The organism is Pseudomonas sp. ANT_H12B, from assembly GCF_008369325.1.
GTDB lineage: Bacteria > Pseudomonadota > Gammaproteobacteria > Pseudomonadales > Pseudomonadaceae > Aquipseudomonas.
Map to the genome: position 1 here is coordinate 187,711 of NZ_VOBI01000005.1, position 23,338 is coordinate 211,048.

The 23,338-nt window shown below is 58.3% G+C and carries 17 protein-coding genes, 3 tRNA genes and 1 riboswitch; of the genes, 16 read left to right on the plus strand and 4 right to left on the minus strand.

Going from position 1 to position 23,338, the window contains the following annotated elements:
* Position 1: 1 nt before the first annotated feature.
* Positions 2–5,101, minus strand: a complete 5,100-nt coding sequence (locus FQ185_RS10470) for a dermonecrotic toxin domain-containing protein (RefSeq protein ID WP_149417369.1) — start codon at positions 5,099–5,101, stop codon at positions 2–4.
* A gap of 239 nt (positions 5,102–5,340) precedes the next feature.
* Here FQ185_RS10470 and FQ185_RS10475 point away from each other — a divergent pair, with 239 nt between their 5' ends.
* The 7 genes from FQ185_RS10475 to astE all read left to right on the plus strand — a co-directional run bounded on the left by FQ185_RS10475 (position 5,341) and on the right by astE (position 13,221).
* Complete coding sequence (locus FQ185_RS10475; protein ID WP_149417370.1) at positions 5,341–6,561, plus strand: aspartate aminotransferase family protein; 1,221 nt, start codon at positions 5,341–5,343, stop codon at positions 6,559–6,561.
* A gap of 229 nt (positions 6,562–6,790) precedes the next feature.
* Complete coding sequence (gene aruF / locus FQ185_RS10480; protein WP_149417371.1) at positions 6,791–7,810, plus strand: arginine/ornithine succinyltransferase subunit alpha; 1,020 nt, start codon at positions 6,791–6,793, stop codon at positions 7,808–7,810.
* Between the two features lie 81 nt (positions 7,811–7,891).
* Positions 7,892–8,917, plus strand: coding sequence for an arginine N-succinyltransferase (astA, locus tag FQ185_RS10485; protein WP_149417372.1), 1,026 nt, complete (start codon positions 7,892–7,894; stop codon positions 8,915–8,917).
* Positions 8,914–10,383 (plus strand): succinylglutamate-semialdehyde dehydrogenase, encoded by a 1,470-nt coding sequence (gene astD, locus FQ185_RS10490; protein ID WP_178113523.1) that lies wholly within the window; start codon positions 8,914–8,916, stop codon positions 10,381–10,383. The genes astA and astD overlap by 4 nt, the downstream gene beginning before the upstream one ends.
* 161 nt (positions 10,384–10,544) lie before the next feature.
* Entirely contained in the window at positions 10,545–11,891 is a 1,347-nt protein-coding gene (gene astB / locus FQ185_RS10495; RefSeq protein ID WP_149417374.1) for an N-succinylarginine dihydrolase, read from the plus strand.
* Positions 11,892–11,911: 20 nt separating this feature from the next.
* Positions 11,912–12,199, plus strand: a complete 288-nt coding sequence (locus tag FQ185_RS10500; RefSeq protein WP_033056735.1) for a hypothetical protein — start codon at positions 11,912–11,914, stop codon at positions 12,197–12,199.
* 11 nt (positions 12,200–12,210) lie between these two features.
* Positions 12,211–13,221, plus strand: a complete 1,011-nt coding sequence (astE, locus tag FQ185_RS10505) for a succinylglutamate desuccinylase (protein WP_149417375.1) — start codon at positions 12,211–12,213, stop codon at positions 13,219–13,221.
* Between the two features lie 69 nt (positions 13,222–13,290).
* On the opposite strand, the gene FQ185_RS10510 is transcribed toward astE, so the two are convergent.
* Entirely contained in the window at positions 13,291–13,800 is a 510-nt protein-coding gene (locus FQ185_RS10510; protein WP_007943897.1) for a 6,7-dimethyl-8-ribityllumazine synthase, read from the minus strand.
* A gap of 114 nt (positions 13,801–13,914) precedes the next feature.
* Positions 13,915–14,085, minus strand: a riboswitch (FMN riboswitch).
* 196 nt (positions 14,086–14,281) lie between these two features.
* On the opposite strand from FQ185_RS10510, the gene ltaE reads away from it, so the two are divergent.
* The 7 genes from ltaE (at position 14,282) to FQ185_RS10545 (ending at position 20,252) form a co-directional block, all read left to right on the plus strand.
* A complete protein-coding gene (gene ltaE / locus FQ185_RS10515; RefSeq protein ID WP_149417376.1) occupies positions 14,282–15,286 on the plus strand; it encodes a low-specificity L-threonine aldolase in 1,005 nt (334 codons plus the stop codon).
* A gap of 146 nt (positions 15,287–15,432) precedes the next feature.
* Positions 15,433–18,057 (plus strand): alanine--tRNA ligase, encoded by a 2,625-nt coding sequence (gene alaS / locus FQ185_RS10520; protein ID WP_149417377.1) that lies wholly within the window; start codon positions 15,433–15,435, stop codon positions 18,055–18,057.
* A gap of 91 nt (positions 18,058–18,148) precedes the next feature.
* Positions 18,149–19,390 (plus strand): aspartate kinase, encoded by a 1,242-nt coding sequence (locus FQ185_RS10525; protein WP_149417378.1) that lies wholly within the window; start codon positions 18,149–18,151, stop codon positions 19,388–19,390.
* 187 nt (positions 19,391–19,577) lie between these two features.
* On the plus strand, positions 19,578–19,766 hold the full coding sequence (csrA, locus tag FQ185_RS10530) for a carbon storage regulator CsrA (protein ID WP_002554426.1): 189 nt from the start codon (positions 19,578–19,580) through the stop codon (positions 19,764–19,766).
* Between the two features lie 62 nt (positions 19,767–19,828).
* Positions 19,829–19,919, plus strand: a tRNA-Ser gene (locus tag FQ185_RS10535).
* A gap of 108 nt (positions 19,920–20,027) precedes the next feature.
* Positions 20,028–20,104: transfer RNA gene (locus FQ185_RS10540), tRNA-Arg, on the plus strand.
* 71 nt (positions 20,105–20,175) lie between these two features.
* Positions 20,176–20,252 (plus strand) — tRNA-Arg (locus FQ185_RS10545).
* 19 nt (positions 20,253–20,271) lie between these two features.
* On the opposite strand, the gene FQ185_RS10550 is transcribed toward FQ185_RS10545, so the two are convergent.
* Positions 20,272–20,790: a cell envelope protein SmpA gene (locus FQ185_RS10550; RefSeq protein ID WP_149417379.1), complete on the minus strand. Its 519-nt coding sequence runs from the start codon at positions 20,788–20,790 to the stop codon at positions 20,272–20,274.
* Between the two features lie 320 nt (positions 20,791–21,110).
* On the opposite strand from FQ185_RS10550, the gene mgtE reads away from it, so the two are divergent.
* On the plus strand, positions 21,111–22,553 hold the full coding sequence (gene mgtE / locus FQ185_RS10555; protein ID WP_149417380.1) for a magnesium transporter: 1,443 nt from the start codon (positions 21,111–21,113) through the stop codon (positions 22,551–22,553).
* Between the two features lie 102 nt (positions 22,554–22,655).
* Here the strand turns inward: mgtE and FQ185_RS10560 are convergent, their stop codons facing one another.
* Positions 22,656–22,982 carry an Arc family DNA-binding protein gene (locus FQ185_RS10560; RefSeq protein ID WP_003178899.1) on the minus strand — a complete coding sequence of 109 codons (327 nt, stop codon included), beginning with the start codon at positions 22,980–22,982 and terminating at the stop codon, positions 22,656–22,658.
* A 71-nt stretch (positions 22,983–23,053) separates the two neighbouring features.
* Between FQ185_RS10560 and FQ185_RS10565 the strand changes: the two genes are divergently transcribed.
* A complete protein-coding gene (locus FQ185_RS10565; protein ID WP_149417381.1) occupies positions 23,054–23,248 on the plus strand; it encodes a hypothetical protein in 195 nt (64 codons plus the stop codon).
* Positions 23,249–23,338 lie beyond the last annotated feature (90 nt).

Sequence of the window (23,338 nt, forward strand, 5' to 3'; positions counted from 1 at the left end):
ATCACTCGTCAGGTTCGGAATCTTCCGACGTCGACACCTCCATTTCCGCCTGTTCGATTACAGCTTCGACTCCGAAGTCGCTGCCGGATTGTTTGAAGTAAGCGATCAGTGTCTGCACGCTTTCCTCGTTCAACGGATTGCCCCTCAGATTGATGCTTTCGGCGATTTCCAGCGGCAGTTCGAGGATGTCCCGGGGGATATGGGTGATGGCGTTGCCGCTCAAATCCGCCACTTCCAGTGACTTCACTTGCAGCAGGCCAGCGGGTAGTTCGCTGATGCCGGTTTCGCTCAGCAACAGGTTTGCCATCTCAGGCATTTGGCTGACATCGGGCGCAAGGGTGAGCGGGTTGTTGCTCAAGTCCAGATAGTTAAGTCGTTCCATTTGCGCCAACTGCAGCACCGATTGTGCGGTCAGGGTTATGTCGCATTCGCTCAGTGCCAGCACTGTCAGTTTGCCCATTCTGAAAATGGCTTCGGGTATTTCACGCAACGAGTATTCGCGGACGGTCAGACTCTTCAGGTTTGGAAAGCTTTCAAGAAAGCGCCCGGCGCCAGAGGTCAGTCCCGCATCGCTGTGCAGGTACAGCTGGGAGACGTGGCTGAAGTCCGCACTCAGCGCCGGAAGGTCGCCGGTAATGATGGTGGTCAGAGTCAATTCATAGCTGGGTTGAAGCTCTTGACTGAAATCATCCAGTTCGGTTTCCCTACGCCAGCAGCGCTCAACGAGCTGTTTGAAGTGATCGCGGGTGGCGTGTTCAATCAGCAGTTGCTGGTCAGTAAAGGGCTCGCCGCTGACTGGGTGAAGTGCGGGAATGTCGGCGGTCCAGAAGGCAAGATCGTTGCGCAAGGTGTCGTATTCGGTTTCCAGGCGTGATAGTTCGATTCGGCCCTCGGCGAGCGTGCCGGGCAGGCGATAGATGAATTCGCTGGCATTTTCTTGATCCAGTAGCGGGTAAAGCGCTTGCAGGCGATGGATATCGGCCTGCCTGGCAAAGATGCCGAAGTCATGACGAGTCTGTTGGAAATGTACTTTTACCCGTTCGCGGCCAGTGGCGGAAATCGGGTTGCCACCCAGGTCGAAGCCATCTTGCATGCTGGTAGGCAGGCTAAATAGCGCAGCAGGCAGTTCTTCGATCTGGTTGTCATTGAACAGAGCGGTACGCAAGCGTGGCCGCGACAGCAATCCTGGTGGAAGGTCGGTCAGGCCGGTGTCGGAAGGGTCGATGTAATTCAGGTCCGGCATGTTCTCCAGTGAAGGGGCCATCCCCAGCGGGTTTTTATACAGGTCGAGTACGTTCAGGTTGCTCATCCCCGAAAGGAAGGCCTGGCTGTGCGCTGTGAGCGTTACTGCGCAGTCGCTGAGAATCAGCTCGTTGAGCTGTGGCCATTGGGTCACGGCATCCGGCAACTGGCCCAGGTTGAAATTGCGCAGCACCAAACGATTAAGCCCGGAGAAGCCATTCAGGAATTGATTCACACCGCTTGTGGCGCGATGGCCTTCAAGCATCAAGTCGTGCACTTGGGGGAAATCGACATTCAGCCTTGGTAGTTCCCCCAAAATCGGCTGGGAGAAGTAGAAGATGACTGGCCCATCGTTGGCACTGTCGTAAGTGGCCTGGCGGCGCCAGCAGTCCAGTAGCTGGCCCATCATTTCTCTGCGTGCTTGCCGTTGAGTGGCGAATTGCTCCACGCTCAGCCTGATTTGCGTGTCCGGAACAACCAGCGGCATTTCAACGAACCAGGTATTCAGCTCATCAAACAATTGCGCATGCTGAGTGAACAGTCGGTGCAGCTCCGCCCGCGGTCCGTCCGGATGCTGTTGCAACCGCTCGACAAACGTCTGGACCTCTTCTGGTGCCAGATGGGGGAACAGTGATTGCGTGTGGTGTTGCAAGGTGGGTGTGTTGTTCGGCATCTGATGATACCCATCCGATCCGCCCAATAGCCGCATGAACCTGGGGTCGTAAGCGGGCTTGAGAATCGGGTGTTGTGCCAGAAGCGCGCGCAGTTCATCCCGGCTGATGGCATGTTCGCGGATCAACTGTTTGAGCTTTTCTCCCTGGCCGATGTGAACGTCCAGTGCAATCCGCTCACTGTCCGGTAACGCCTGCAGCAGGCTGAGATACAGCGTACTGGCACCGCTCAGTTCTTGTCCGGCATCGTCGAAAGCCTGATACAGGCGTTCTTCAGTCCGCACGACGACTTTGCGGTTTGGCGCATCGGCTTTACCGACGCTGTCGATCAAGCGTCCATCATGAGTGAAGTCCCGGATTTCGAGGCGCAGTTGTCCCGACCAGCCAGGTAGTTGCTCCAGCGTATGCAGCGCCATTCGATCTGAGTCGAGGTTGTTGCCGGCCGACCCCAGTTCAAGGCTTTCATAGGCGCGCGTCACCCGTACTTGCAGTTGGGCTTCTTGTGTCAGTTCCGTGAGGCGTTCGGACAGTGTTCCGCGCTTGAGTTGTTGCAGTTCCTGGTCGCTAGCGGTATCGATCAGGCCCTGTGCAAGACTCTTCGGCAGGCCGGGTGCGGTATCGATGATTCTTTGTGCCAGTGGGCCGGCGCCTCGTTCGAGTTGGCGGTAGCGATTGTCGAAGATCACAAATTTCTTGCGTTCGGCGAGCTCCGCCAATGTGCGGCGCAGGGTATGTGCGCGGCTTTCGACACGGGTGGAAGACGTGCCGAAATCTTCGCCCATCAGTGTTCTTGTTTCAGTTTCATCGAGCGCGAGGAGATACGTCTTAAGCAAGTCGCCGCTGTTCAGTCGTGAGGCATCGATTTCTATGACAGGCAAATCGGGGGTGGGACTTTGCCAGAGGGTTTGCGCTTTTTCGTTGATCAGTCGGATGCCTTTGTTTTCAGGTCGGTACCCGTATTCGCTGAGTAATTCGAGTTGTGTAACGAGGTCGGCCTTCAGGTAATCGTCCGGTCGGTCGCTGCCGATCAGTTCGATAAACGTTTGAATGTCCTGTTCGATCTTGAAGCGCTTGAGTGTGTCGGCCAGCAGCGGCGGCAGTTGCTCGGCGTTCACATGCATTTTGCGCAAAGCGTTTTCGTGGCAACCGCTGATGGTGAGCATGCGTTCACGCTCGCTTGCCGAAAAGCGCTCCATGTGGGGACCGATTCGGCGCAGCAGGGTGGCCTGATCCCAGTTCAGCGGCTGGTCGAATTCGGTTTGCCATGCACCGTCGCCATTATGTTTCAGCACGGGTTTGTAGGCATCCGGGCGAGTCGGGTGTTCAATACGGTGCACGCCGGTCGATGGGGTCTCGGTGAGCGCGTAGAGCTTGTTTTCCAGCATCAACAGCTTTTTGCCCTCGTGAGTGCGCAACCCCAGCTCATCAGGTTTCGAATCATCGGGCAGCTCGGCGGAATGCTCGTAGGAGGTCAGGTCGGGCTTCCAGTAGCGGGTGTCGCCGTTCGGGCGTTTTACCGCGTTGAAGCGATCAATGAACTGCACGATTTCCTGAGGCAGCACGGCGCGAAACTCCCCTGCGGCAATGGCGCCTCCGGCTGCGAAAGTACCCAACTGCACCGCGGATTCCACCACACCCATTAAATGCTCGAACGCTTCGACCGACTGACCTTCGGCCCAGTCGACAATGCTTTCGAAGGTTTCGTCGAGCAACTGGTACGCGATGTACGCCAGCATCAATTCGCCGAGGAACGGCACGAACGGCAGGGCGATGAAAGCCGCAATGTTCAGCAAAGCCGAGGCGATTTCCGTGAATGAATCCCACAGCGCCCAACGGGCTTTCTGATCCACCGTTGCCGTGGACACCGCGATGACGCGTGCATCGTTGAAAATCTTGTCGAGTTTTCGTTGGTAGAGATGTGCCCACAGGTCGCCATGGATCGGCGTTGAGGCTATTTGCAGGTTGGCGCGCTGGTCCGGATTTTCCCGCCAGACGGGGCGCGGGTCGCCGCGCTGAACCGGTTGCCAGGTAATAGGCGCCAGGCGATTGTTCAATTGCGCGAAAAAGTACCCGCGATCCTCATGGTCGATGAAGCGGCTGAAGAACTGCTGATATTGCGGATCGCGCAGGCGCTGGCTCAACGCCTCAGCAAATGCGGCAGACGAAGGGTATTGCTTGATCGGTTGGTGCGGATCGTCCGGAATGTAGGCCACCACCCTGACCACTTCGCGAGCGTGTTCAAGATCCGGGGCGAACAACAGGATGCCGGTCAGGCGCGCATCCATGATGGTCAGTTCATAACAACCCCACGGCTCGCCGCGCAGGTGCAGGTGCGGCAATCCGTCGATCATTCCACGAATCAGGCGATGGACGTCGCTGCCGAGCAGGTTTTGCATCTGCGCCATGTGCAACGCAGCAGTGAGTGTTGTCTTCTGACTATCGTTGACACGGGGTCGCAGGATCGCCGCGACCACCGGGTTGCTGATACCCAGATTTTCTTCGAGATACGTTTTGTAGCGCTCGCCAATATCCAGTTCCCGACACAGCCGGGTGAACGCCGCAATGGGCATTTTTTGCAGGATGTGCGGCAGTTCATTGAATTGCCCTGTGGGCGCAGGGGCGCTGATGTAGGTCGAGGCGGGCTCGAAGGCGTCATCCTCGGTCTCGCTGCTTTCGAAATTGTGCAGCGCCGCATCCAGTAACGACACCGTCCAGACGCGTGCCGCTCCGGATTTCAGTCGCAGCCAGGGAATGGGTGCGGGGATATAAAGACGCAAAAAGACCTGGCTGACGTCCAGCTCCAGGCCAAACCGTTTCTTGATGGCGGCATGAAGCAGCGGTTCGGCGAAGGTATTGGTGTTCTGCAAGCGAGCCAGCGTCTGATCGACGCGGTTTTGCGCCTTCCAGTGCTCGGCGTTCAGTTTGCCCAGTTCGACGTGCTGGCTGCGAGGGGCATCCTTGAGGCCATCAGGCAGGAGGGGGTTGACGTTTTTCAGGGCGTCGCGCTTTTGCGCTGATGCCTGGGCCAGCCAGGGTGGGATGACGCTTATCAGGTGCTCATAGTGAGCGTCCTGCCGGAAGGGGGAGGGTAAAGCGTCTGAATGTTTGGGGTTGATGCTCATGGGCGTGCCGTTGACGTTTGATAAGCCCACAGCAAAACCCACGATCGCACCCGGTGTGCGGTACATATTTACCGCCACCGCGAAATCGTCTTGAGTAAGATCCCGCCAAGCCTGCCGCAAACCCCTGCGGCAGTTTAAACTGCGCCTTTGCGACCCTATATGTCGCATTGCCGTAAACCCGGGAAAATCCGGGGTTTGCGCTATAAGAAGTTGTCGCTTGGCGGCAAGGCCGGGCTGAAAACTGTCCTTACAATCCCCCCATCGCTCGCCAGTTTCCGGCGGGTGTTCCTCATCAGGAGACTCCGATGTCCGTTGAGCACGCTGCGGTAGAACGCGCCGATTTCGACCAGGTAATGGTTCCCAACTATGCGCCTGCCGCATTCATCCCTGTGCGTGGCGCCGGTTCCCATGTCTGGGACCAGTCTGGCCGCGAGCTGATCGACTTCGCTGGCGGGATTGCCGTTAACGTATTGGGCCATGCGCACCCGGCGCTGGTCGGTGCCTTGACCGAGCAGGCGAACAAGCTGTGGCACGTGTCTAACGTGTTTACCAATGAGCCGGCCTTGCGCCTGGCCCATAAGCTGATCAACGCCACGTTTGCCGAGCGCGCTTTCTTCTGCAACTCCGGCGCCGAAGCCAACGAAGCCGCCTTCAAGCTGGCCCGCCGCGTCGGTTTCGATCGTTATGGCAGCGAGAAGTACGAAATCATCGCCGCGCTCAACAGCTTCCACGGTCGTACCTTGTTCACCGTGAACGTCGGTGGCCAGTCGAAGTACTCCGACGGTTTCGGTCCGAAAATCACCGGTATCACCCACGTGCCGTTCAACGATCTGGCCGCTCTGAAAGCGGCTATTTCCGACAAGACTTGTGCCGTGGTACTCGAGCCGATTCAGGGCGAGAGCGGCGTTATCCCGGCCGAACTCAAGTACCTGCAAGGTGCCCGTGATCTGTGCGACGCACACAACGCGTTGCTGGTGTTCGATGAAGTGCAGACCGGCATGGGCCGCACGGGCAAGCTGTTCGCCTATCAGCAGTACGGCGTGATCCCGGACATCCTGACCACCGCCAAGAGCCTGGGCGGCGGTTTCCCGATTGCGGCGATGCTGACCACCGAAGCGCTGGCTAAACATCTGGTCGTCGGCACCCACGGCACCACCTACGGCGGCAACCCGCTGGCGTGCGCTGTCGCGGAAGCCGTGATCGACGTGGTTAACACCCCTGAAGTGTTGGCTGGCGTGAACGCCAAGCACGACAAGTTCAAGGCGCGCCTGGAGCAGATCGGTGAGAAATACGGCCTGTTCACCCAGGTCCGTGGTATGGGCCTGTTGATTGGTTGCGTGCTGAGCGATGCCTGGAAAGGCAAGGCCAAGGACATCTTCAACGCTGCTGAAAAAGAAGGCTTGATGATTCTGCAAGCCGGTCCGGACGTGGTTCGTTTCGCGCCAAGCCTGGTGGTTGAAGACGCCGATATCGATGCCGGCCTGGACCGTTTCGAACGCGCTGCTGCGAAGCTGACGCAAGCCTGATAGACCTTTCGACGCCTGACATTTTCAGGCGTCGATCCAGATTTTTGTTTCGGGCTGGATCAAATGTGTGGGAGCTAGCCTGCTAGCGATGAGGGCCTGATAGCCAACATCATTGTTGCCTGACAGGACGATATCGCTAGCAGGCTAGCTCCCACAGTTGACTCTGAGTTGTTTCAGGGATGGCCCGGGTTTTTTTCTTCTGTAAGTTCTGAGATTAAGGAGTGACACCATGCTGGTGATGCGCCCCGCGCAAATGGCTGATCTGGGCGAGGTACAGCGTCTGGCTGCGGACAGCCCGATTGGTGTCACTTCCTTGCCGGATGACGTTGAACGCCTGAGCGACAAGATCGCGGCAAGCGAAGCCTCGTTCGCCGCCGAAGTGAGCTTCAACGGTGAAGAGAGCTATTTCTTCGTTCTCGAAGACACCGCCACCGGAAAACTGGTGGGTTGCTCGGCGATCGTGGCGTCGGCCGGGTACTCCGAGCCGTTCTACAGCTTCCGCAATGAAACCTTCGTGCACGCCTCTCGCGAGCTGAAGATTCATAACAAGATCCACGTGCTCTCGCAGTGCCATGACCTGACCGGCAACAGTTTGCTGACCAGTTTCTACGTGCTGCCGGAACTGGTGGGTTCGGCCTGGTCGGAACTCAACTCCCGGGGTCGCTTGCTGTTCGTTGCCAGCCATCCGGAGCGCTTTGCCGATTCCGTGGTGACCGAGATCGTTGGCTACAGCGACGAAAAGGGTGATTCGCCGTTCTGGGATGCCATCGGTCGAAACTTCTTCGACCTCAACTACGCCGAAGCAGAGCGTCTGTGCGGTCTGAAGAGCCGTACGTTCTTGGCGGAATTGATGCCGCATTACCCGATCTACGTGCCACTGCTGCCGGACACCGCTCAAGAAGCGATGGGCCAGGTGCACCCTCGTGCGCAGATCACTTTCGACATCCTGATGCGTGAAGGCTTCGAGACCGATCATTACATCGATATTTTCGACGGCGGCCCGACCTTGCATGCCCGCGTGTCGGGGATTCGTTCGATCGCCCAGAGTCGCGTGGTCCCGGTGAAAATCGGTGAACCGGTCAAAGGTGCCGGTCGTCAGTACCTGGTGGCCAATGCCCAGTTGCAGGATTACCGCGCGGTATTGCTCGAGCTCGATTACGCGCCGGGCAAACCCGTGACCCTGGATCTTGAAGCGGCCGAAGCCCTGGGTGTCGGCGAAGGTGCCAGCGTGCGCCTGGTGGCGGTTTAACGCCCGCTTCAATGCGTAGAAGAATGCCTAAAAAGCAGCGAGTTTCACGGGTGGCGCAAGCGGCCCGTTTGAGGAGATAGCATGATCGTTCGTCCCGTACGCAGCAGCGATTTACCCGCTCTGATCGACCTGGCCCGCAGCACCGGCACCGGCCTGACCACTTTGCCGGCCAACGAAGAACGTCTGGCCCATCGGGTCGGTTGGGCCGAGAAGACCTTCCGTGGCGAAGCCGGGCGGGGCGATGCGGACTACCTGTTCGTGCTCGAAGACGATGATGGCCGCGTGGTGGGTATTTCCGCCATCGCAGGCGCCGTCGGTCTGCGTGAGCCTTGGTACAACTTCCGGGTTGGCCTGACCGTCAGCGCTTCGCAAGAGCTGAACATCTATCGCGAAATCCCGACGCTGTTCCTGGCCAACGACCTGACCGGCAACTCCGAGCTGTGTTCGCTGTTCCTGCACGCCGACTTCCGCACGGGCCTAAACGGTCGCATGCTGGCCAAGGCGCGGATGCTGTTCATCGCCGAATTCCCGCAGCTGTTCGGCAACAAGATCATCGCCGAAATGCGCGGCATGTCCGATGACGCCGGGCGTTCGCCATTCTGGGAAAGCCTGGGCCGACACTTCTTCAAGATGGAATTCAGCCAGGCTGATTACCTGACCGGCGTGGGCAACAAGGCGTTCATCGCCGAACTGATGCCGAAATTCCCGCTGTACACCTGCTTCCTGTCGCCAGACGCGCGCAACGTGATCGGCCAGGTTCACCCGGACACCGAGCCGGCGCTGTCCATGCTCAAGAGCGAAGGTTTCAGCTATCAAGGTTACGTCGACATCTTCGACGCAGGCCCGGCAGTCGAGTGCGAAACCGGCAAGATCCGCGCGGTACGTGACAGTCAGGCGCTGGTGCTGGCCATCGGCACGCCAGGTGACGACGCCACACCGTTCCTGATTCATAACCGCAAGCGCGAAGACTGCCGGATCACTGCCGCTCCCGCACGCTTCGCCGCCGGCACGTTGGTCGTCGATCCGTTGACCGCCAAACGTCTTCAACTCAACGCCGGCGATCAAGTGCGCGCCGTTCCGTTGTCCGCTGCTCGGGAGTCGAAATAATGAATTCGCTATACATCGCAGGTGAATGGCTGGCCGGCCAGGGTGAAGCATTTCAATCGCTGAACCCGGTAACCCAGCAAGTGCTGTGGACCGGCGAAGGTGCCACTGCCGCTCAGGTTGAGTCAGCCGTGCAAGCCGCGCGTCAGGCATTTCCGGGCTGGGCCCGTCGCACGCTGGAAGAGCGCATCACCGTGCTGGAGGCCTTTGCCGCCGCGCTGAAGAACAACGCTGACGAACTGGCTCGCTGCATCGGCGAAGAAACCGGTAAGCCGCTGTGGGAATCGGCGACTGAAGTCACCAGCATGGTCAACAAGATTGCGATCTCGGTGCAGAGCTACCGCGAACGAACCGGCGAGAAGAGCGGCCCGTTGGGCGACGCCACCGCTGTGTTGCGCCACAAGCCACATGGCGTGGTCGCGGTGTTCGGGCCTTACAACTTCCCTGGTCACTTGCCGAACGGTCACATCGTGCCGGCGCTGCTGGCGGGTAACAGTGTGCTGTTCAAGCCTAGCGAACTGACGCCAAAAGTTGCCGAGCTGACGGTCAAGTGCTGGATCGAAGCCGGTCTGCCGGCAGGTGTGTTGAACCTGCTGCAAGGCGCTCGTGAAACCGGTATCGCCCTGGCGGCGAACCCCGGTATCGACGGTCTGTTTTTCACCGGGTCGAGCCGCACCGGCAATCATCTGCATCAACAGTTTGCCGGCCGTCCAGACAAGATCCTCGCGCTGGAAATGGGCGGTAACAACCCGTTGGTCGTCGATCAGGTCGCAGACCTCGATGCTGCCGTGTACACCATCATCCAGTCGGCGTTCATCTCCGCTGGTCAGCGTTGCACCTGTGCCCGCCGCTTGCTGGTGCCGCAGGGCGCCTGGGGCGACACACTGCTGGCGCGCCTGGTGGCGGTCAGCTCGACCATTGAAGTCGGTGCATTCGATCAGCAACCGGCGCCGTTCATGGGCTCGGTGATTTCCCTCGGCGCCGCGAAAGCATTGATGGACGCGCAAGAACATCTGCTGGGCAACGGCGCGGTGGCGCTGCTGGAAATGACTCAGCCGCAGGCTCAGGCCGCCTTGCTGACCCCAGGCATTCTGGACGTGACGGCAGTGGCTGATCGTCCTGACGAAGAGCTGTTCGGCCCGCTGCTGCAAGTGATCCGCTACGCTGATTTTGAAGCGGCGATCGCTGAAGCCAACGACACCGACTATGGCCTGGCGGCCGGTCTGCTGTCGGATTCCGAAGCGCGTTATCAGCAGTTCTGGCTGGAAAGCCGCGCTGGCATCGTCAACTGGAACAAGCAGCTGACCGGTGCAGCGAGCAGCGCGCCATTCGGCGGCGTCGGCGCCTCGGGCAACCACCGCGCCAGCGCCTACTATGCAGCAGATTACTGCGCGTACCCGGTGGCTTCGCTGGAAACGCCGAGCCTGGTGATGCCTGCGACCCTTACGCCCGGCGTGAAAATGGCGTGATGCCCATCGCCAGCGGGCTGGCTCCCACAGGTGCGGTGGTGTTCACATATTTTGTGTGCGACCCAATCACTGTGGGAGCCAGCCTGCTGGCGATGGCCGCGCCGCAGTCTTACTGAATAGTTACTGAAGCCATAACAACAGATTCTCGTGGAGCCTCGCTGATGAAATCCTATGAAGTCAATTTTGACGGTCTAGTGGGGCCGACCCATAACTACGGCGGTTTGTCCTACGGCAACGTCGCGTCCCAGAGCAACAGCCAGCAGTCTTCGAACCCGAAGGAAGCCGCGCTGCAAGGCCTGGCGAAAATGAAATCGCTGATGGAAATGGGCTTTCAACAGGGCGTGCTGGCACCACAGGAGCGCCCGGACGTGGCCGCTCTGCGCCGCTTGGGCTTCAGCGGCACCGATGCTCAGGTGATCGAGCAAGCCGCCAAAGATGCCATGCCGCTGCTGGTTGCCAGTTGCTCGGCGTCGAGCATGTGGGTAGCCAACGCCGCCACGGTCAGCCCGAGCGCCGACACCGCCGATGGCCGTGTGCATTTCACCGCGGCCAACCTGAACTGCAAATATCACCGCAGTATCGAACACCCGACCACCAGCCGCGTGCTGGGGGCGATGTTCGCTGACCAGAAGCACTTCGCGCACCACGCGGCATTGCCTGCCGTGGCGCAGTTCGGTGACGAAGGCGCGGCCAACCACACCCGTTTCTGCCGTGAGTACGGCAAGGCTGGCGTCGAGTTCTTCGTGTTCGGTCGCAGCGCGTTCGACACCCGTTACCCGTCACCGCAGAAGTACCCGGCACGCCAGACCCTCGAAGCGTCCCAGGCGGTTGCCCGGTTGCACGGCTTGAGCGATGACGGCGTGGTCTATGCCCAGCAGAACCCTTCGGTGATCGATCAGGGCGTGTTCCACAACGACGTGATTGCGGTGGGTAATGGCGAGGTGCTGTTCTATCACGAGGACGCGTTCCTCGACACCGACCAGATGCTGGCTGAACTGCAAAGCAAACTCGCCAAAGTCGGTGGGAAATTTCAGGCAATCTGCGTACCGCGTTCCGCGGTAACCGTGGAAGACGCGGTTCGTTCCTACCTGTTCAATAGCCAGCTGCTGACGCGTCCTGACGGTTCGATGCTGTTGATCGTGCCGGAAGAGTGCCACGGCAATGAGCGCGTCTGGCAATACCTTCAGGGTTTGACCAGTTCCGGCGGCCTGATCCGCGAAGTGAAAGTGTTCGATTTGAAGCAAAGCATGCAGAACGGCGGTGGCCCGGCTTGCCTGCGGCTGCGCGTCGCGCTCAACGAAACCGAACTGGCGGCCGTTAATCAAGGGGTTATCATGACGGCACCGTTGTACGGCACGCTGACCGAGTGGGTCGAAAAGCACTACCGCGACCGCATGGCCGAAACCGACCTGGCGGACCCGCAATTGCTGCTTGAGTGCCGGACGGCACTGGATGAACTGACGCAAATCCTTAAACTGGGCGCGGTTTATCCATTCCAGATCAATTGAACGTCGAGAGCGTAAAAAACATGAGCGATACCCTGCAGTTGATCCTTGAAGACACCGACGGCACGCAACTGGAAACGTCCTGCACCCGCGTCGCGGTCATGTGGCAAGGCAAAGAGCTGTGGATTCAGCAGGACGGCCGTGGCCAACTGCTGATCGGCGTGGACGTCGAAGAAGGTGACGCTGAATACGCAAACCTGCTGCTGCGCCCATTGGCGACTAATCTGGTAAGTCTGCAACTGGAAATGGAACCGGCTGAAGTCGGTGACGAAGACCACGTGCACGGCCCGGATTGTGCGCACGACCACTAAGGAAACCGCTTATGCTCGCCCTCGGCAAACTGCTTGAACTGACGCTCGCCGGTCGCGAACCGGCGGAGAAGACTCAACTGACTGTCGAAGGCGTGCGCATGCGCTGGTTGAGCGAAGGCGCGCTGGAAGTCCGGCCGCCTGAAGCTCGCGATAACGGTCTGGACCTGCTGCTATCGGCCGGTATCCATGGCAACGAAACAGCGCCGATCGAGCTTCTTGATCGCCTGTTGCATGACATCGCCCGCGGCGATTTGAAACCGCGCGCACGCATTCTGTTCCTGTTCGGCAACCCCGAAGCGATTCGCAAAGGCGAGCGTTTCGTCGAGCAGGACGTCAATCGACTGTTCAACGGACGTCACGAACAAAGCAGCGGCTCCGAAGCCCTGCGCGCGTGTGAACTGGAGCGGTTGGCGGCGAGTTTCTTCAGCCTGCCCGATCGTGGCCGTCTGCATTACGACCTGCACACGGCGATTCGTGGCTCGAAAATCGAGCAGTTCGCCTTGTACCCCTGGAAAGAAGGCCGCCATCATTCACGCTTGGAACTGGCGCGCCTGCGCGCTGCCGGCATGGAAGCGGTGCTGCTGCAGAACAAGCCGTCCATCGTCTTCAGTTCCTACACTTACGACAAGCTCGGTGCCGAGTCTTTCACCCTTGAATTGGGCAAGGCGCGGCCGTTCGGGCAGAACGACGGCGTTAACGTCGACCTGCTGGAAACCCGCCTCAAGCAGATCATCGAAGGCAACGAGCCGGCCATCACCGAAGGGGCACTGGACGGTTTGCAGTTGTTTAGCGTGGCGCGGGAAATCATCAAGCACAGCGATAGCTTCCGCCTGAACCTGCCGGCGGATATCGAGAACTTTTCAGAGCTGGACGTGGGTTACGTGCTGGCTGAAGACATTGCCCAGACCCGCTGGATCATCGAGGAGGAGGGCGCCCGGATCATTTTCCCGAACCCCAAGGTCAAGAATGGCCTGCGTGCCGGCATTCTGATCGTGCCGACCACCGACGAAAACCTCGCCTGAGCTTGATCTCAAGCCCGACGTAAACCCTTGTGGGAGCGGGCTGGCCCGCTCCCACAGGTTTTTCGGTGTTTAGACCGCTACCGCGCGGGGCTCGCTACGACGCAACGCCCGCATCTTGTGCAGCGTATCCGCACACGTCTTCGCCGCTTCCTGACCTTTATGCACGAAATGCTCGAAGAAGAACTTCTGGTGTTCTTCGCCAGCATGGAAGTGGTGCGGGGTCAAAACCACCGAGAACACTGGCACTTCGGTTTCCAGTTGAACCTGCATCAGGCCGCTGATCACTGATTGGGCGACGAACTCGTGACGGTAGATCCCGCCATCGACCACCAGACCAGCCGCGACGATGCCGGCATAACGGCCGGATTTGGCCAGGAGTTTGGCGTGCAGCGGAATTTCAAAGGCGCCGCCGACTTCGAAGAAATCGATCTCCGATTCCTGATAACCCTGAGCAATCATTTCGGCGACGAAGCCTTTTCGGCTCTGATCGACGATTTCCTTGTGCCAGCAGGCCTGGATGAACGCAACGCGCTCGCCCTGATGGTTTTTGCTTTTGCTATCGATTGCGGTGGGTTGCATGTTCTGACTCCTGTTTATGTAAAAAACAGGGCATATGAATCGAATGGGATTTAAGGGTACGCAGGCACAAATGCCTGCGGACGGCGCTTTGGTATAGAGCCTAGGCGGCGCCAATCCCGTTCTCTCTTCATCCGGACTATGACCGTCGGCCCCGGGATCACACCGGGTCTGCTGACCTTGCCGCCAGCCACCGCCGAAGCCGTGCTGTCACCAAGCGCTCGCGGGCTATGCGCATTGCGCGCAATTACCGCCGGTGGGGAGTTGCGCCCCGCCCTGAGAACGTTTTGCCACCAGATTGTTTGGCGGCGAAGCGTTTTTAACACATATTTCTCGCCTGTGCATTGCTGCTATCTGATGATTGCTATCGACTTTTTCGTCGGTTCAAGAAGCCTTTTCCTGCCCAAGGGTTGATTATTCGTCGGTATGACCGCAGTAATTCCTACCTGAAAGGGATTTTCCCCTGCTTACCGAGGCCAGATTCATGAGTGTTATCGATCTTCGCAGCGACACCGTCACCCAGCCGACCTCCGGCATGCTCCACGCGATGGCCAACGCGGCCACCGGTGACGACGTTTATGGCGAGGATCCGACGGTCAATCGTCTGGAGGCCGAACTGGCCCAACGACTGGGTTTTGCCGCCGCGCTGTTCGTCCCGACGGGCACCATGAGCAACCTGCTGGGCCTGATGGCCCACTGCGAACGCGGTGACGAGTACATCGTCGGCCAGCAGGCCCACACGTATAAGTACGAAGGTGGCGGTGCGGCAGTGCTCGGTTCGATCCAGCCACAGCCGCTGGAAGTGCAGGCCGATGGTTCGCTGGATCTGGAGCAGGTTGCCGCTGCGATCAAGCCGGACGACTTCCATTTCGCCCGCACACGTTTGCTGGCGCTGGAAAACACCATGCAGGGCAAAGTCCTGCCGCTGGAATACCTGGCCCGGGCCCGCAGCTTCACCCGTGAACACGGTCTGGCCCTGCATCTGGACGGCGCTCGGCTGTACAACGCAGCCGTCAAGCTGGGTGTCGACGCCCGTGAAATCACCCAGCATTTCGATTCCGTCTCGGTTTGCCTGTCCAAGGGGCTGGGTGCGCCGATCGGTTCGGTGCTGTGTGGCTCGGCGGAGTTGATCGGCAAGGCTCGACGTCTGCGCAAAATGGTCGGCGGCGGCATGCGTCAGGCCGGTATTCTGGCGGCGGCAGGTTTGTACGCTCTGGATAAAAACGTTCAGCGTCTGGCCGACGACCACGCCAATGCACAGTTTTTGGCCGAGGGTTTACGCAAGGCCGGCTACAGCGTCGAGCCGGTGCAGACGAATATGGTTTATGTGCAAATGGACGGTAGGGCCGAGGCGATCAAGACATTTACTGGCGAGCGCGGCATCAAGCTGAGCGCTGCCGGACGCCTGCGAATGGTCACGCACATGGACGTCAGCCGCGCTCAAATCGAGCAGGTCGTCGCGACATTCGTCGAGTTTTCTCGCAAGTGATAGCGTTAGCGGTCCAATTGACCGTTTCTATCGTATAAACACGCTGTACCCCGCGCGCTGGGCCGATATAATGCGGCCCTTTGCCGTCGCTTCGTCTGATGACGTTTCGCACAGGCCTTTGGCCGCAGCCTCCGTGGAAGAACCTAATGAAAAGCGCAGAAATCCGTGAAGCCTTCCTTCGCTTCTTCGAAGAGCAAGGCCACACCCGTGTAGCCTCCAGCTCTTTGATTCCGGGCAACGACCCAACCCTGCTGTTCACTAACGCGGGGATGAACCAGTTCAAGGACTGCTTCCTGGGCCAGGAAAAGCGCGCATACACCCGCGCCGTCAGCAGCCAGAAATGCGTACGTGCGGGCGGCAAGCACAACGACCTGGAAAACGTCGGTTATACCGCTCGTCACCACACCTTCTTCGAAATGCTGGGTAACTTCAGCTTCGGTGATTACTTCAAGCGTGACGCGATCACCTACGCCTGGAACTTCCTGACCTCCGACAAGTGGCTGAACCTGCCCAAAGAAAAACTCTGGGTCACCGTCTACGCCAGCGATGACGAGGCCTACGAGATCTGGACCAAGGAAATTGGCGTTCCTGCCGAGCGCATGGTTCGCATCGGCGACAACAAAGGCGCGCCGTACGCGTCTGACAACTTCTGGACCATGGGCGATACCGGCCCGTGCGGTCCATGCACCGAGATTTTCTACGATCACGGCGCCGACATCTGGGGCGGCCCACCGGGCTCGCCGGAAGAAGATGGCGACCGTTACATCGAAATCTGGAACAACGTGTTCATGCAGTTCAACCGCACCGCCGATGGCGTGTTGCACCCGCTGCCAGCACCGTCGGTTGACACCGGCATGGGCCTGGAGCGGATCAGTGCCGTGCTGCAGCACGTTCACTCGAACTATGAAATCGACCTGTTCCAGAGCCTGCTGAGCGCATCGGCCAAGGCCATCGGTTGCACCAACGACAATCAGGCGTCCCTGAAAGTCGTCGCCGACCACATTCGTTCTTGTGGCTTCCTAGTTGCCGACGGTGTGCTGCCGTCCAATGAAGGCCGCGGCTACGTGCTGCGCCGGATCATTCGTCGCGCTTGCCGTCACGGCAACAAACTGGGCGCCAAGGGCAGCTTCTTCTATCAGATCGTTGCGGCCCTGGTCGCCGAGATGGGCGAAGCCTTCCCTGAGCTGAAATCCCAGCAGGCTCACATTGAACGTGTGCTGAAAGCCGAAGAAGAGCAGTTCTCCAAGACCTTGGAGAACGGTCTGAAAATCCTCGAACAGGATCTGTCCGAGCTCAAAGGCAATGTGGTGCCGGGCGACGTGGTGTTCAAGCTCTATGACACCTACGGTTTCCCGATGGACCTGACCGGCGACATCGCCCGCGAACGCAGCCTGACCATTGACGAAGAGGGCTTCGAGCGCGAAATGGAAGCCCAGCGCGTCCGTGCCCGTTCCGCCAGTTCCTTCGGCATGGACTACAACAGCCTGGTCAAGGTTGATGTGGCCACCGAATTTACCGGTTACAAAGCCACCAGCGGTTCGGCGAAAGTGGTTGCTCTCTATAAAGAAGGGCAATCGGTCGACGTATTAAGTGAAGGCGAAGAGGGTGTGGTCGTTCTCGATCAGACGCCGTTCTATGCTGAATCGGGCGGTCAGATTGGTGACTGTGGTTATTTGCAGGCCAGCAACGGCCGTTTCGACGTGCGCGACACCACCAAAACCGGCGGCGCATTCCTGCACCACGGTGTGTTGGCGTCGGGTAGCCTGACGATCGGTTCTCCGGTTGAGACCCACGTTGAAGCCGACGTGCGTCACGCGACCTCGCTGAACCACTCGGCGACCCACTTGCTGCACGCAGCATTGCGCCAGGTGCTGGGCGACCACGTTCAGCAGAAAGGCTCGCTGGTCGACAGTCAGCGCCTGCGCTTTGACTTCAGCCACTTCGAAGCCATCAAGCCTGAGCAGTTGAAGGCGCTGGAAGACATCGTCAACGCCGAGATTCGCAAGAACTCCGAAGTTGAAACCGAAGAAACCGATATCGAAACCGCCAAGCAGAAGGGCGCCATGGCGTTGTTCGGCGAGAAGTACGGCGACAACGTGCGCGTGCTGAGCATGGGCGGTAGTTTCTCCGTCGAGCTGTGCGGCGGTATCCACGCCAACCGGACTGGCGACATCGGCCTGCTGAAGATTATCAGCGAAGGCGGTGTGGCTTCCGGCGTGCGTCGTATCGAAGCGGTCACTGGCGCCGCGGCGCTGGCATACTTGAACGCTGCTGAAGAACAACTCAAGGAAGCGGCCAACCTGGTCAAGGGTAGCCGCGACAACCTGATCGACAAGCTGTCGGCTGTGCTGGAGCGCAACCGTCTGCTGGAGAAGCAACTCGAGCAGTTGCAGGCCAAGGCTGCCAGCGCGGCGGGCGACGATCTGTCGGCTTCCGCGCTGGATGTCAAAGGCGTGAAAGTGCTGGCCGTGCGTCTGGACGGTCAGGACGGCAAGGCGCTGCTGGCGCTGGTCGATCAACTGAAAAACAAACTCGGCCGCGCAGTGATCCTGCTCGGCAGTGTCCATGAGGAAAAGGTCGTTCTGGTTGCAGGCGTAACCAAAGACCTGACTGGCCAACTCAAAGCCGGTGATTTGATGAAACAAGCCGCTGCGGCAGTGGGCGGGAAGGGCGGCGGTCGTCCGGACATGGCGCAGGGCGGTGGTACTGACGCTGGCGCACTGGATGCCGCATTGGCCCTGACTGTTCCATTTGTTGAGCAGGGTTTATAAGGCAGTGTGTCCGGCCCGTAGTCTAGTGGCGGGCCGGAACGCTGTTTGAGTGATTATTTGGGCGCCCTTCATGGGCAGAGGCGGCTTTGAAATGGCTTTGATCGTACAGAAATTTGGAGGCACCTCGGTCGGCACTGTCGAGAGAATCGAGCAGGTCGCCGACAAGGTTAAGAAATTCCGCGAAGCCGGCGATGATCTGGTGATTGTGCTGTCTGCAATGAGCGGCGAAACCAACCGTCTGATCGATCTGGCCAAGCAAATCAGTGGCGATGGCCAACCGGTTCCTCGTGAGCTGGATGTGATCGTCTCCACCGGTGAGCAGGTGACGATTGCACTGTTGGCCATGGCGCTGATCAAGCGCGGCGTGCCAGCAGTGTCCTACACCGGCAATCAGGTACGGATTCTGACGGACAGCGCGCACAATAAAGCGCGTATCTTGCAGATTGACGATCAGAAGATTCGCGGTGATCTGAAGGCAGGTCGCGTGGTAGTTGTCGCCGGTTTCCAGGGCGTTGACGAGCACGGCAACATCACCACCCTCGGTCGTGGCGGTTCCGACACCACCGGCGTGGCGCTGGCAGCAGCCTTGAAGGCTGACGAATGCCAGATCTACACCGACGTCGACGGTGTCTACACCACCGATCCACGTGTGGTGTCCGTGGCTCAGCGCCTGGACAAGATTACCTTCGAAGAGATGCTGGAAATGGCCAGCCTCGGTTCCAAGGTGTTGCAGATCCGTGCGGTGGAATTCGCCGGCAAGTACAACGTTCCGCTGCGCGTACTGCACAGCTTCAAGGAGGGTCCGGGCACCCTCATTACTATTGATGAAGAGGAAACCATGGAACAGCCGATCATTTCCGGCATCGCTTTCAACCGCGATGAAGCCAAGCTGACCATCCGTGGCGTGCCAGACACCCCGGGCGTTGCATTCAAGATTCTCGGCCCGATCAGCGCCGCGAATATCGAAGTCGACATGATCGTGCAGAACGTTGCGCACGATAACACCACCGACTTCACCTTCACCGTGCATCGCAATGACTTCCAGGCAGCGCAAACCGTGCTGGAAAACACCGCGCGCGAGATCGGTGCCCGTGAAGTGGTTGGCGACATCAAGATCGCCAAGGTCTCGATCGTCGGCGTCGGCATGCGTTCTCACGCGGGCGTGGCCAGTCGCATGTTCGAATCCCTGGCCAAGGAAACCATCAACATCCAGATGATCTCTACTTCGGAAATCAAAGTCTCCGTAGTGATCGAAGAGAAGTACCTGGAACTGGCTGTGCGCGCTCTGCACACGGCTTTCGAACTGGACGCACCGGCCCGCCAGGGCGAGTGATGCGTTTGCCGAAGGGCGCGGTCTGACCGCGCCCTTTTGTTTTTTTGAATGGCGCGACCCGAGGCTGTTCTTTTGCTCGCGCTGGTCAATACTCAGGCATGTAGGGCTGCGATCGCTCCGGTTGTAGGTCGAGTGCCTTTTTTTTGCAGACTGTTGTCCCTGAAATGAAATGCGTGAGGAGAAAGGTATGCTGATTCTGACTCGTCGGTGCGCAGAAAGCCTGATTATTGGTGATGGCGAAATCACCGTGACCGTGCTCGGCGTTAAAGGAAATCAAGTGCGTATCGGTGTCAACGCCCCGAAAGAGGTTGCGGTCCACCGTGAGGAAATTTACCTGCGTATAAAGAAAGAGAAGGACGAAGAACCAAGCCATTAATTTTTATCGTTTTTTATGTTTGCAAACGGGGAAGAAGCTGGTTAATATACGCCCCGTGTTGCGGAGAGCTGGCCGAGTGGCCGAAGGCGCTCCCCTGCTAAGGGAGTACACCTCAAAAGGGTGTCGGGGGTTCGAATCCCCCGTTCTCCGCCATTATTTGCGTAGTACGTTGTAATCTGGCTTCTTCGGTAAGTTGTTGAAATTACTAGAAAAAAGCGCTTTACAAAAAGATTCGACGGCCTATAATGCGCGGCAACAAATGCACTCGTAGCTCAGCTGGATAGAGTACTCGGCTACGAACCGAGCGGTCACAGGTTCGAATCCTGTCGAGTGCACCATTTAAGAGTTGTTTGCAGTGATGCGAATAACTTGGCTTCAACCAGTTGTGATCTGGTATAAAAACACAAATGCACTCGTAGCTCAGCTGGATAGAGTACTCGGCTACGAACCGAGCGGTCACAGGTTCGAATCCTGTCGAGTGCACCAAACACCAAAAAGCCCGCGTTTAACGCGGGCTTTTTGCCGTCCGGGATTTGGCTTTCCCTTGGGTGCATCCTCTCTCATCAAACTCGACGTGTGCACTGCGACCTCGCTTGGAGTCGTAACGGTAGCTAGTGGCTGAATTGCGAATACTGATCTTGTCTGGCTTGCCGAGGGCGCTTTCGACGTCCTGCTGGCTCATGCCGGCGACAACCCGTTGATTGATGATGGCTTCGCGGCGCTCTCTGGCGCTGATCAGGTTTCCACATTTGTCCTCGCTCCGGCCAACGACAGTCGGTTCTCTCCTTTTGATTTTCATACCTGATGTTTCGCGGATGTCGGCTTCAGGCATGAGCGCCATTGTGCTGCCTGGCGTGAAGGTGCGCACGTCTTGCAGTGAAAGGCTTTCTCCGGCCGTACAGCTCAACGTCGTGAACGTAATGCGCCCATTGGCTGCCTCGCAACGGTGAACGGTGGCGGCAAGCGCCCAGGGCGGCGAGTAGAGCAGGGCGAAAAGCAAAAAATAATGTGCATTCGATGGCATTAAACGTCCTCCATGACGGTCCATCTCTAGGGTAGCCGCTACATTTTTCGACGACGGTGTGTTTTCTTTTCGGGATGAGTCGTCGCATTTTGATGGATCAGGACTGCGCTCAGGTTTGTCTCGCAAGCGCTTGTTTCAGCCGCGATTTTTTAACGTTTAAAACCGCCGGGCGGTGTATCATTGCGCCCGTCAGCCCCGCCGGGGCTTGTGGAATACCTTCATGGACTTACCCAGTAGTTACTCAGTAAACCGTTTTTCCAATCATGAATTGACTGATTGATCCTTCCGGCGTGCCCCGCTGCTGGGAGTGGAGTTCGCCTATGTCTGAAGTTGAAGTAAAGAAAACGCAGGAAAGCTTGCAGGACCGCCTCGCTCAAGTTATTGAGCTGTTGCAGCGTCAGCGAGTGGTCGAAGACCTGACTCATCGCCAGGAAGGTCCGCATCACGACCGGGTCGAGAACCTGGTTCACCGGCAAAACCTCGTCGAGTTGCAACGCAAGCTCGATGATTTGCACTCCGCCGACGTCGCCTACATCCTTGAAGCCTTGCCGCTGGACGATCGTCTGACGCTCTGGCAATTGGTCAAGGCCGATCGCGACGGCGACATTCTGCTCGAAGTATCCGACTCGGTTCGTGAAACCCTGATCGCCGACATGGACGATCACGAGCTCCTGGCCGCGGCCAAGGACATGGATGCCGACGAACTTGCTGACCTGGCCTCCGAGCTGCCGCGAGACGTCGTCCACGAGCTGATGGAAACCCTCGATGGCCAACAGCGTGAGCGCGTGCGCTCTGCCTTGTCCTATGACGAGGATCAAGTCGGTGCACTGATGGACTTCGAGATGGTGACTATCCGCGAGGATGTCAGTCTCGAAGTGGTTTTGCGCTACCTGCGTCGCCTCAAGGAACTGCCGGGCCACACGGACAAACTGTTCGTGGTCGATTATGACGGCGTGCTCAAAGGCGTGTTGCCGATCAAGCGATTGCTGGTCAACGATCCCGAGAAACAGGTTTCTGAAGTCATGGCCAGCGATCCGGTGAGTTTTCACCCGGACGAAGACGCCTACGATGCCGCTCAGGCGTTCGAACGTTACGACTTGATCTCGGCGCCTGTGGTCGACAAGAACGGCAAGCTGATCGGCCGCCTGACCATCGATGAAATGGTCGACCTGATTCGTGAAGAGAGCGAAAACGAAGTTCTCAACATGGCGGGCCTGCGCGAAGAAGAAGATATTTTTGCGTCGGTCTGGAAGTCCCTGCGTAACCGTTGGGCCTGGCTGGCGGTGAACCTGATAACCGCGTTCATTGCATCGCGGGTGATTGGTCTGTTCGAAGGCTCCATCGAGAAGCTGGTGGCGCTCGCGGCGTTGATGCCGATCGTGGCAGGTATCGGTGGCAACTCGGGCAACCAGACCATCACCATGATCGTTCGGGCCATGGCGCTGGATCAGGTGAGTACCGGCAATACTTCGCGCCTGATGCGCAAGGAGCTGGCGGTAGGTCTGATCAATGGCTTGGTCTGGGGCGGAGTAATCGGCGTCGTCGCTTATCTGCTGTACGGCAGCTGGTCGCTTGGTGTGGTGATGACCGCAGCCATGACGCTCAACCTGTTACTTGCAGCGTTGATGGGGGTATTGATTCCAATGACCCTGGCCCGTCTGGGTCGAGATCCGGCCATGGGTGCCAGCGTGATGATCACTGCCATGACCGACAGTGGTGGCTTCTTCATCTTTCTCGGTTTGGCGACGATCTTCCTGCTCTGATTTTCCTGCTTTCACTGAACCCGCCAATCGGCGGGTTTTTTATGCCCGAATTTCAGGCAAAAAAAAGCCAGCAATTATGCTGGCTTGAGCGTTACGGATGAATCAGGAAGCGTCTGCGGCCATTTCGGCATCATGCGCAATCAGCGAAACAAGTGCGTTCTGCTGGCGGTGGGAGAGTTGGCGGAAGCGTTGCAGCAGTTCACGTTCGTGCAATGACAGCTCCGGACTGTCCAGGCGCATGCTCAATTCTTCGCCCAGTGCGCCTTCCTGAATAAGACTCTGCTCAAGGCGCGCGATGATTTCGGAGTTCATGCTGCGATGATGATTGCGAGCCACCTCGGCAATGCGTTCACGCATTCCGTCTGGCAGACGTACGACGAACTTGTCAGCCGTACGGCTGGAATAAATTGCCTGTTTCAATGGGCGCATATATTTAACCGGTTAGTTCAGGGGAGCGGTTCTCGGGATTGGCCGCAGGATGTCTGATAGGACAAGCGCTCTTGCCAAATGTTCAACCTGAATTGATAGAGGCGCGCATCATGCCTCAAAATAGCCAGATCATTGGCGTCAATTCTGTGACAATTATTGAGCTGGGTAAAGGCTTAATGCCAGCACTGATTATCAGAAATGCGGACTGGTTTGAAAAGTTTGCCTTGGTCCGTATCACTGACCGCATTGTGTTGTCCTACAGGTGATGTCCGAAGACGGCTGAAGGCGCATTCTATGCGGATTCGATCATTGTCCCTTACTTATACAGGATAGTGGCAATTGGCCGATTTACTAGG

Bases quoted from the DNA above. Each gene is read 5' to 3' on its own strand.
- FQ185_RS10470 (WP_149417369.1), bottom strand. From the start codon at position 5,101: ATGTACCGCACACCGGGTGCGATCGTGGGTTTTGCTGTGGGCTTATCA.
- FQ185_RS10475 (WP_149417370.1), top strand. From the start codon at position 5,341: ATGTCCGTTGAGCACGCTGCGGTAGAACGCGCCGATTTCGACCAGGTA.
- aruF (WP_149417371.1), top strand. From the start codon at position 6,791: ATGCTGGTGATGCGCCCCGCGCAAATGGCTGATCTGGGCGAGGTACAG.
- astA (WP_149417372.1), top strand. From the start codon at position 7,892: ATGATCGTTCGTCCCGTACGCAGCAGCGATTTACCCGCTCTGATCGAC.
- astB (WP_149417374.1), top strand. From the start codon at position 10,545: ATGAAATCCTATGAAGTCAATTTTGACGGTCTAGTGGGGCCGACCCAT.
- FQ185_RS10500 (WP_033056735.1), top strand. From the start codon at position 11,912: ATGAGCGATACCCTGCAGTTGATCCTTGAAGACACCGACGGCACGCAA.
- astE (WP_149417375.1), top strand. From the start codon at position 12,211: ATGCTCGCCCTCGGCAAACTGCTTGAACTGACGCTCGCCGGTCGCGAA.
- FQ185_RS10510 (WP_007943897.1), bottom strand. From the start codon at position 13,800: ATGCAACCCACCGCAATCGATAGCAAAAGCAAAAACCATCAGGGCGAG.
- ltaE (WP_149417376.1), top strand. From the start codon at position 14,282: ATGAGTGTTATCGATCTTCGCAGCGACACCGTCACCCAGCCGACCTCC.
- alaS (WP_149417377.1), top strand. From the start codon at position 15,433: ATGAAAAGCGCAGAAATCCGTGAAGCCTTCCTTCGCTTCTTCGAAGAG.
- FQ185_RS10525 (WP_149417378.1), top strand. From the start codon at position 18,149: ATGGCTTTGATCGTACAGAAATTTGGAGGCACCTCGGTCGGCACTGTC.
- csrA (WP_002554426.1), top strand. From the start codon at position 19,578: ATGCTGATTCTGACTCGTCGGTGCGCAGAAAGCCTGATTATTGGTGAT.
- FQ185_RS10550 (WP_149417379.1), bottom strand. From the start codon at position 20,790: ATGCCATCGAATGCACATTATTTTTTGCTTTTCGCCCTGCTCTACTCG.
- mgtE (WP_149417380.1), top strand. From the start codon at position 21,111: ATGTCTGAAGTTGAAGTAAAGAAAACGCAGGAAAGCTTGCAGGACCGC.
- FQ185_RS10560 (WP_003178899.1), bottom strand. From the start codon at position 22,982: ATGCGCCCATTGAAACAGGCAATTTATTCCAGCCGTACGGCTGACAAG.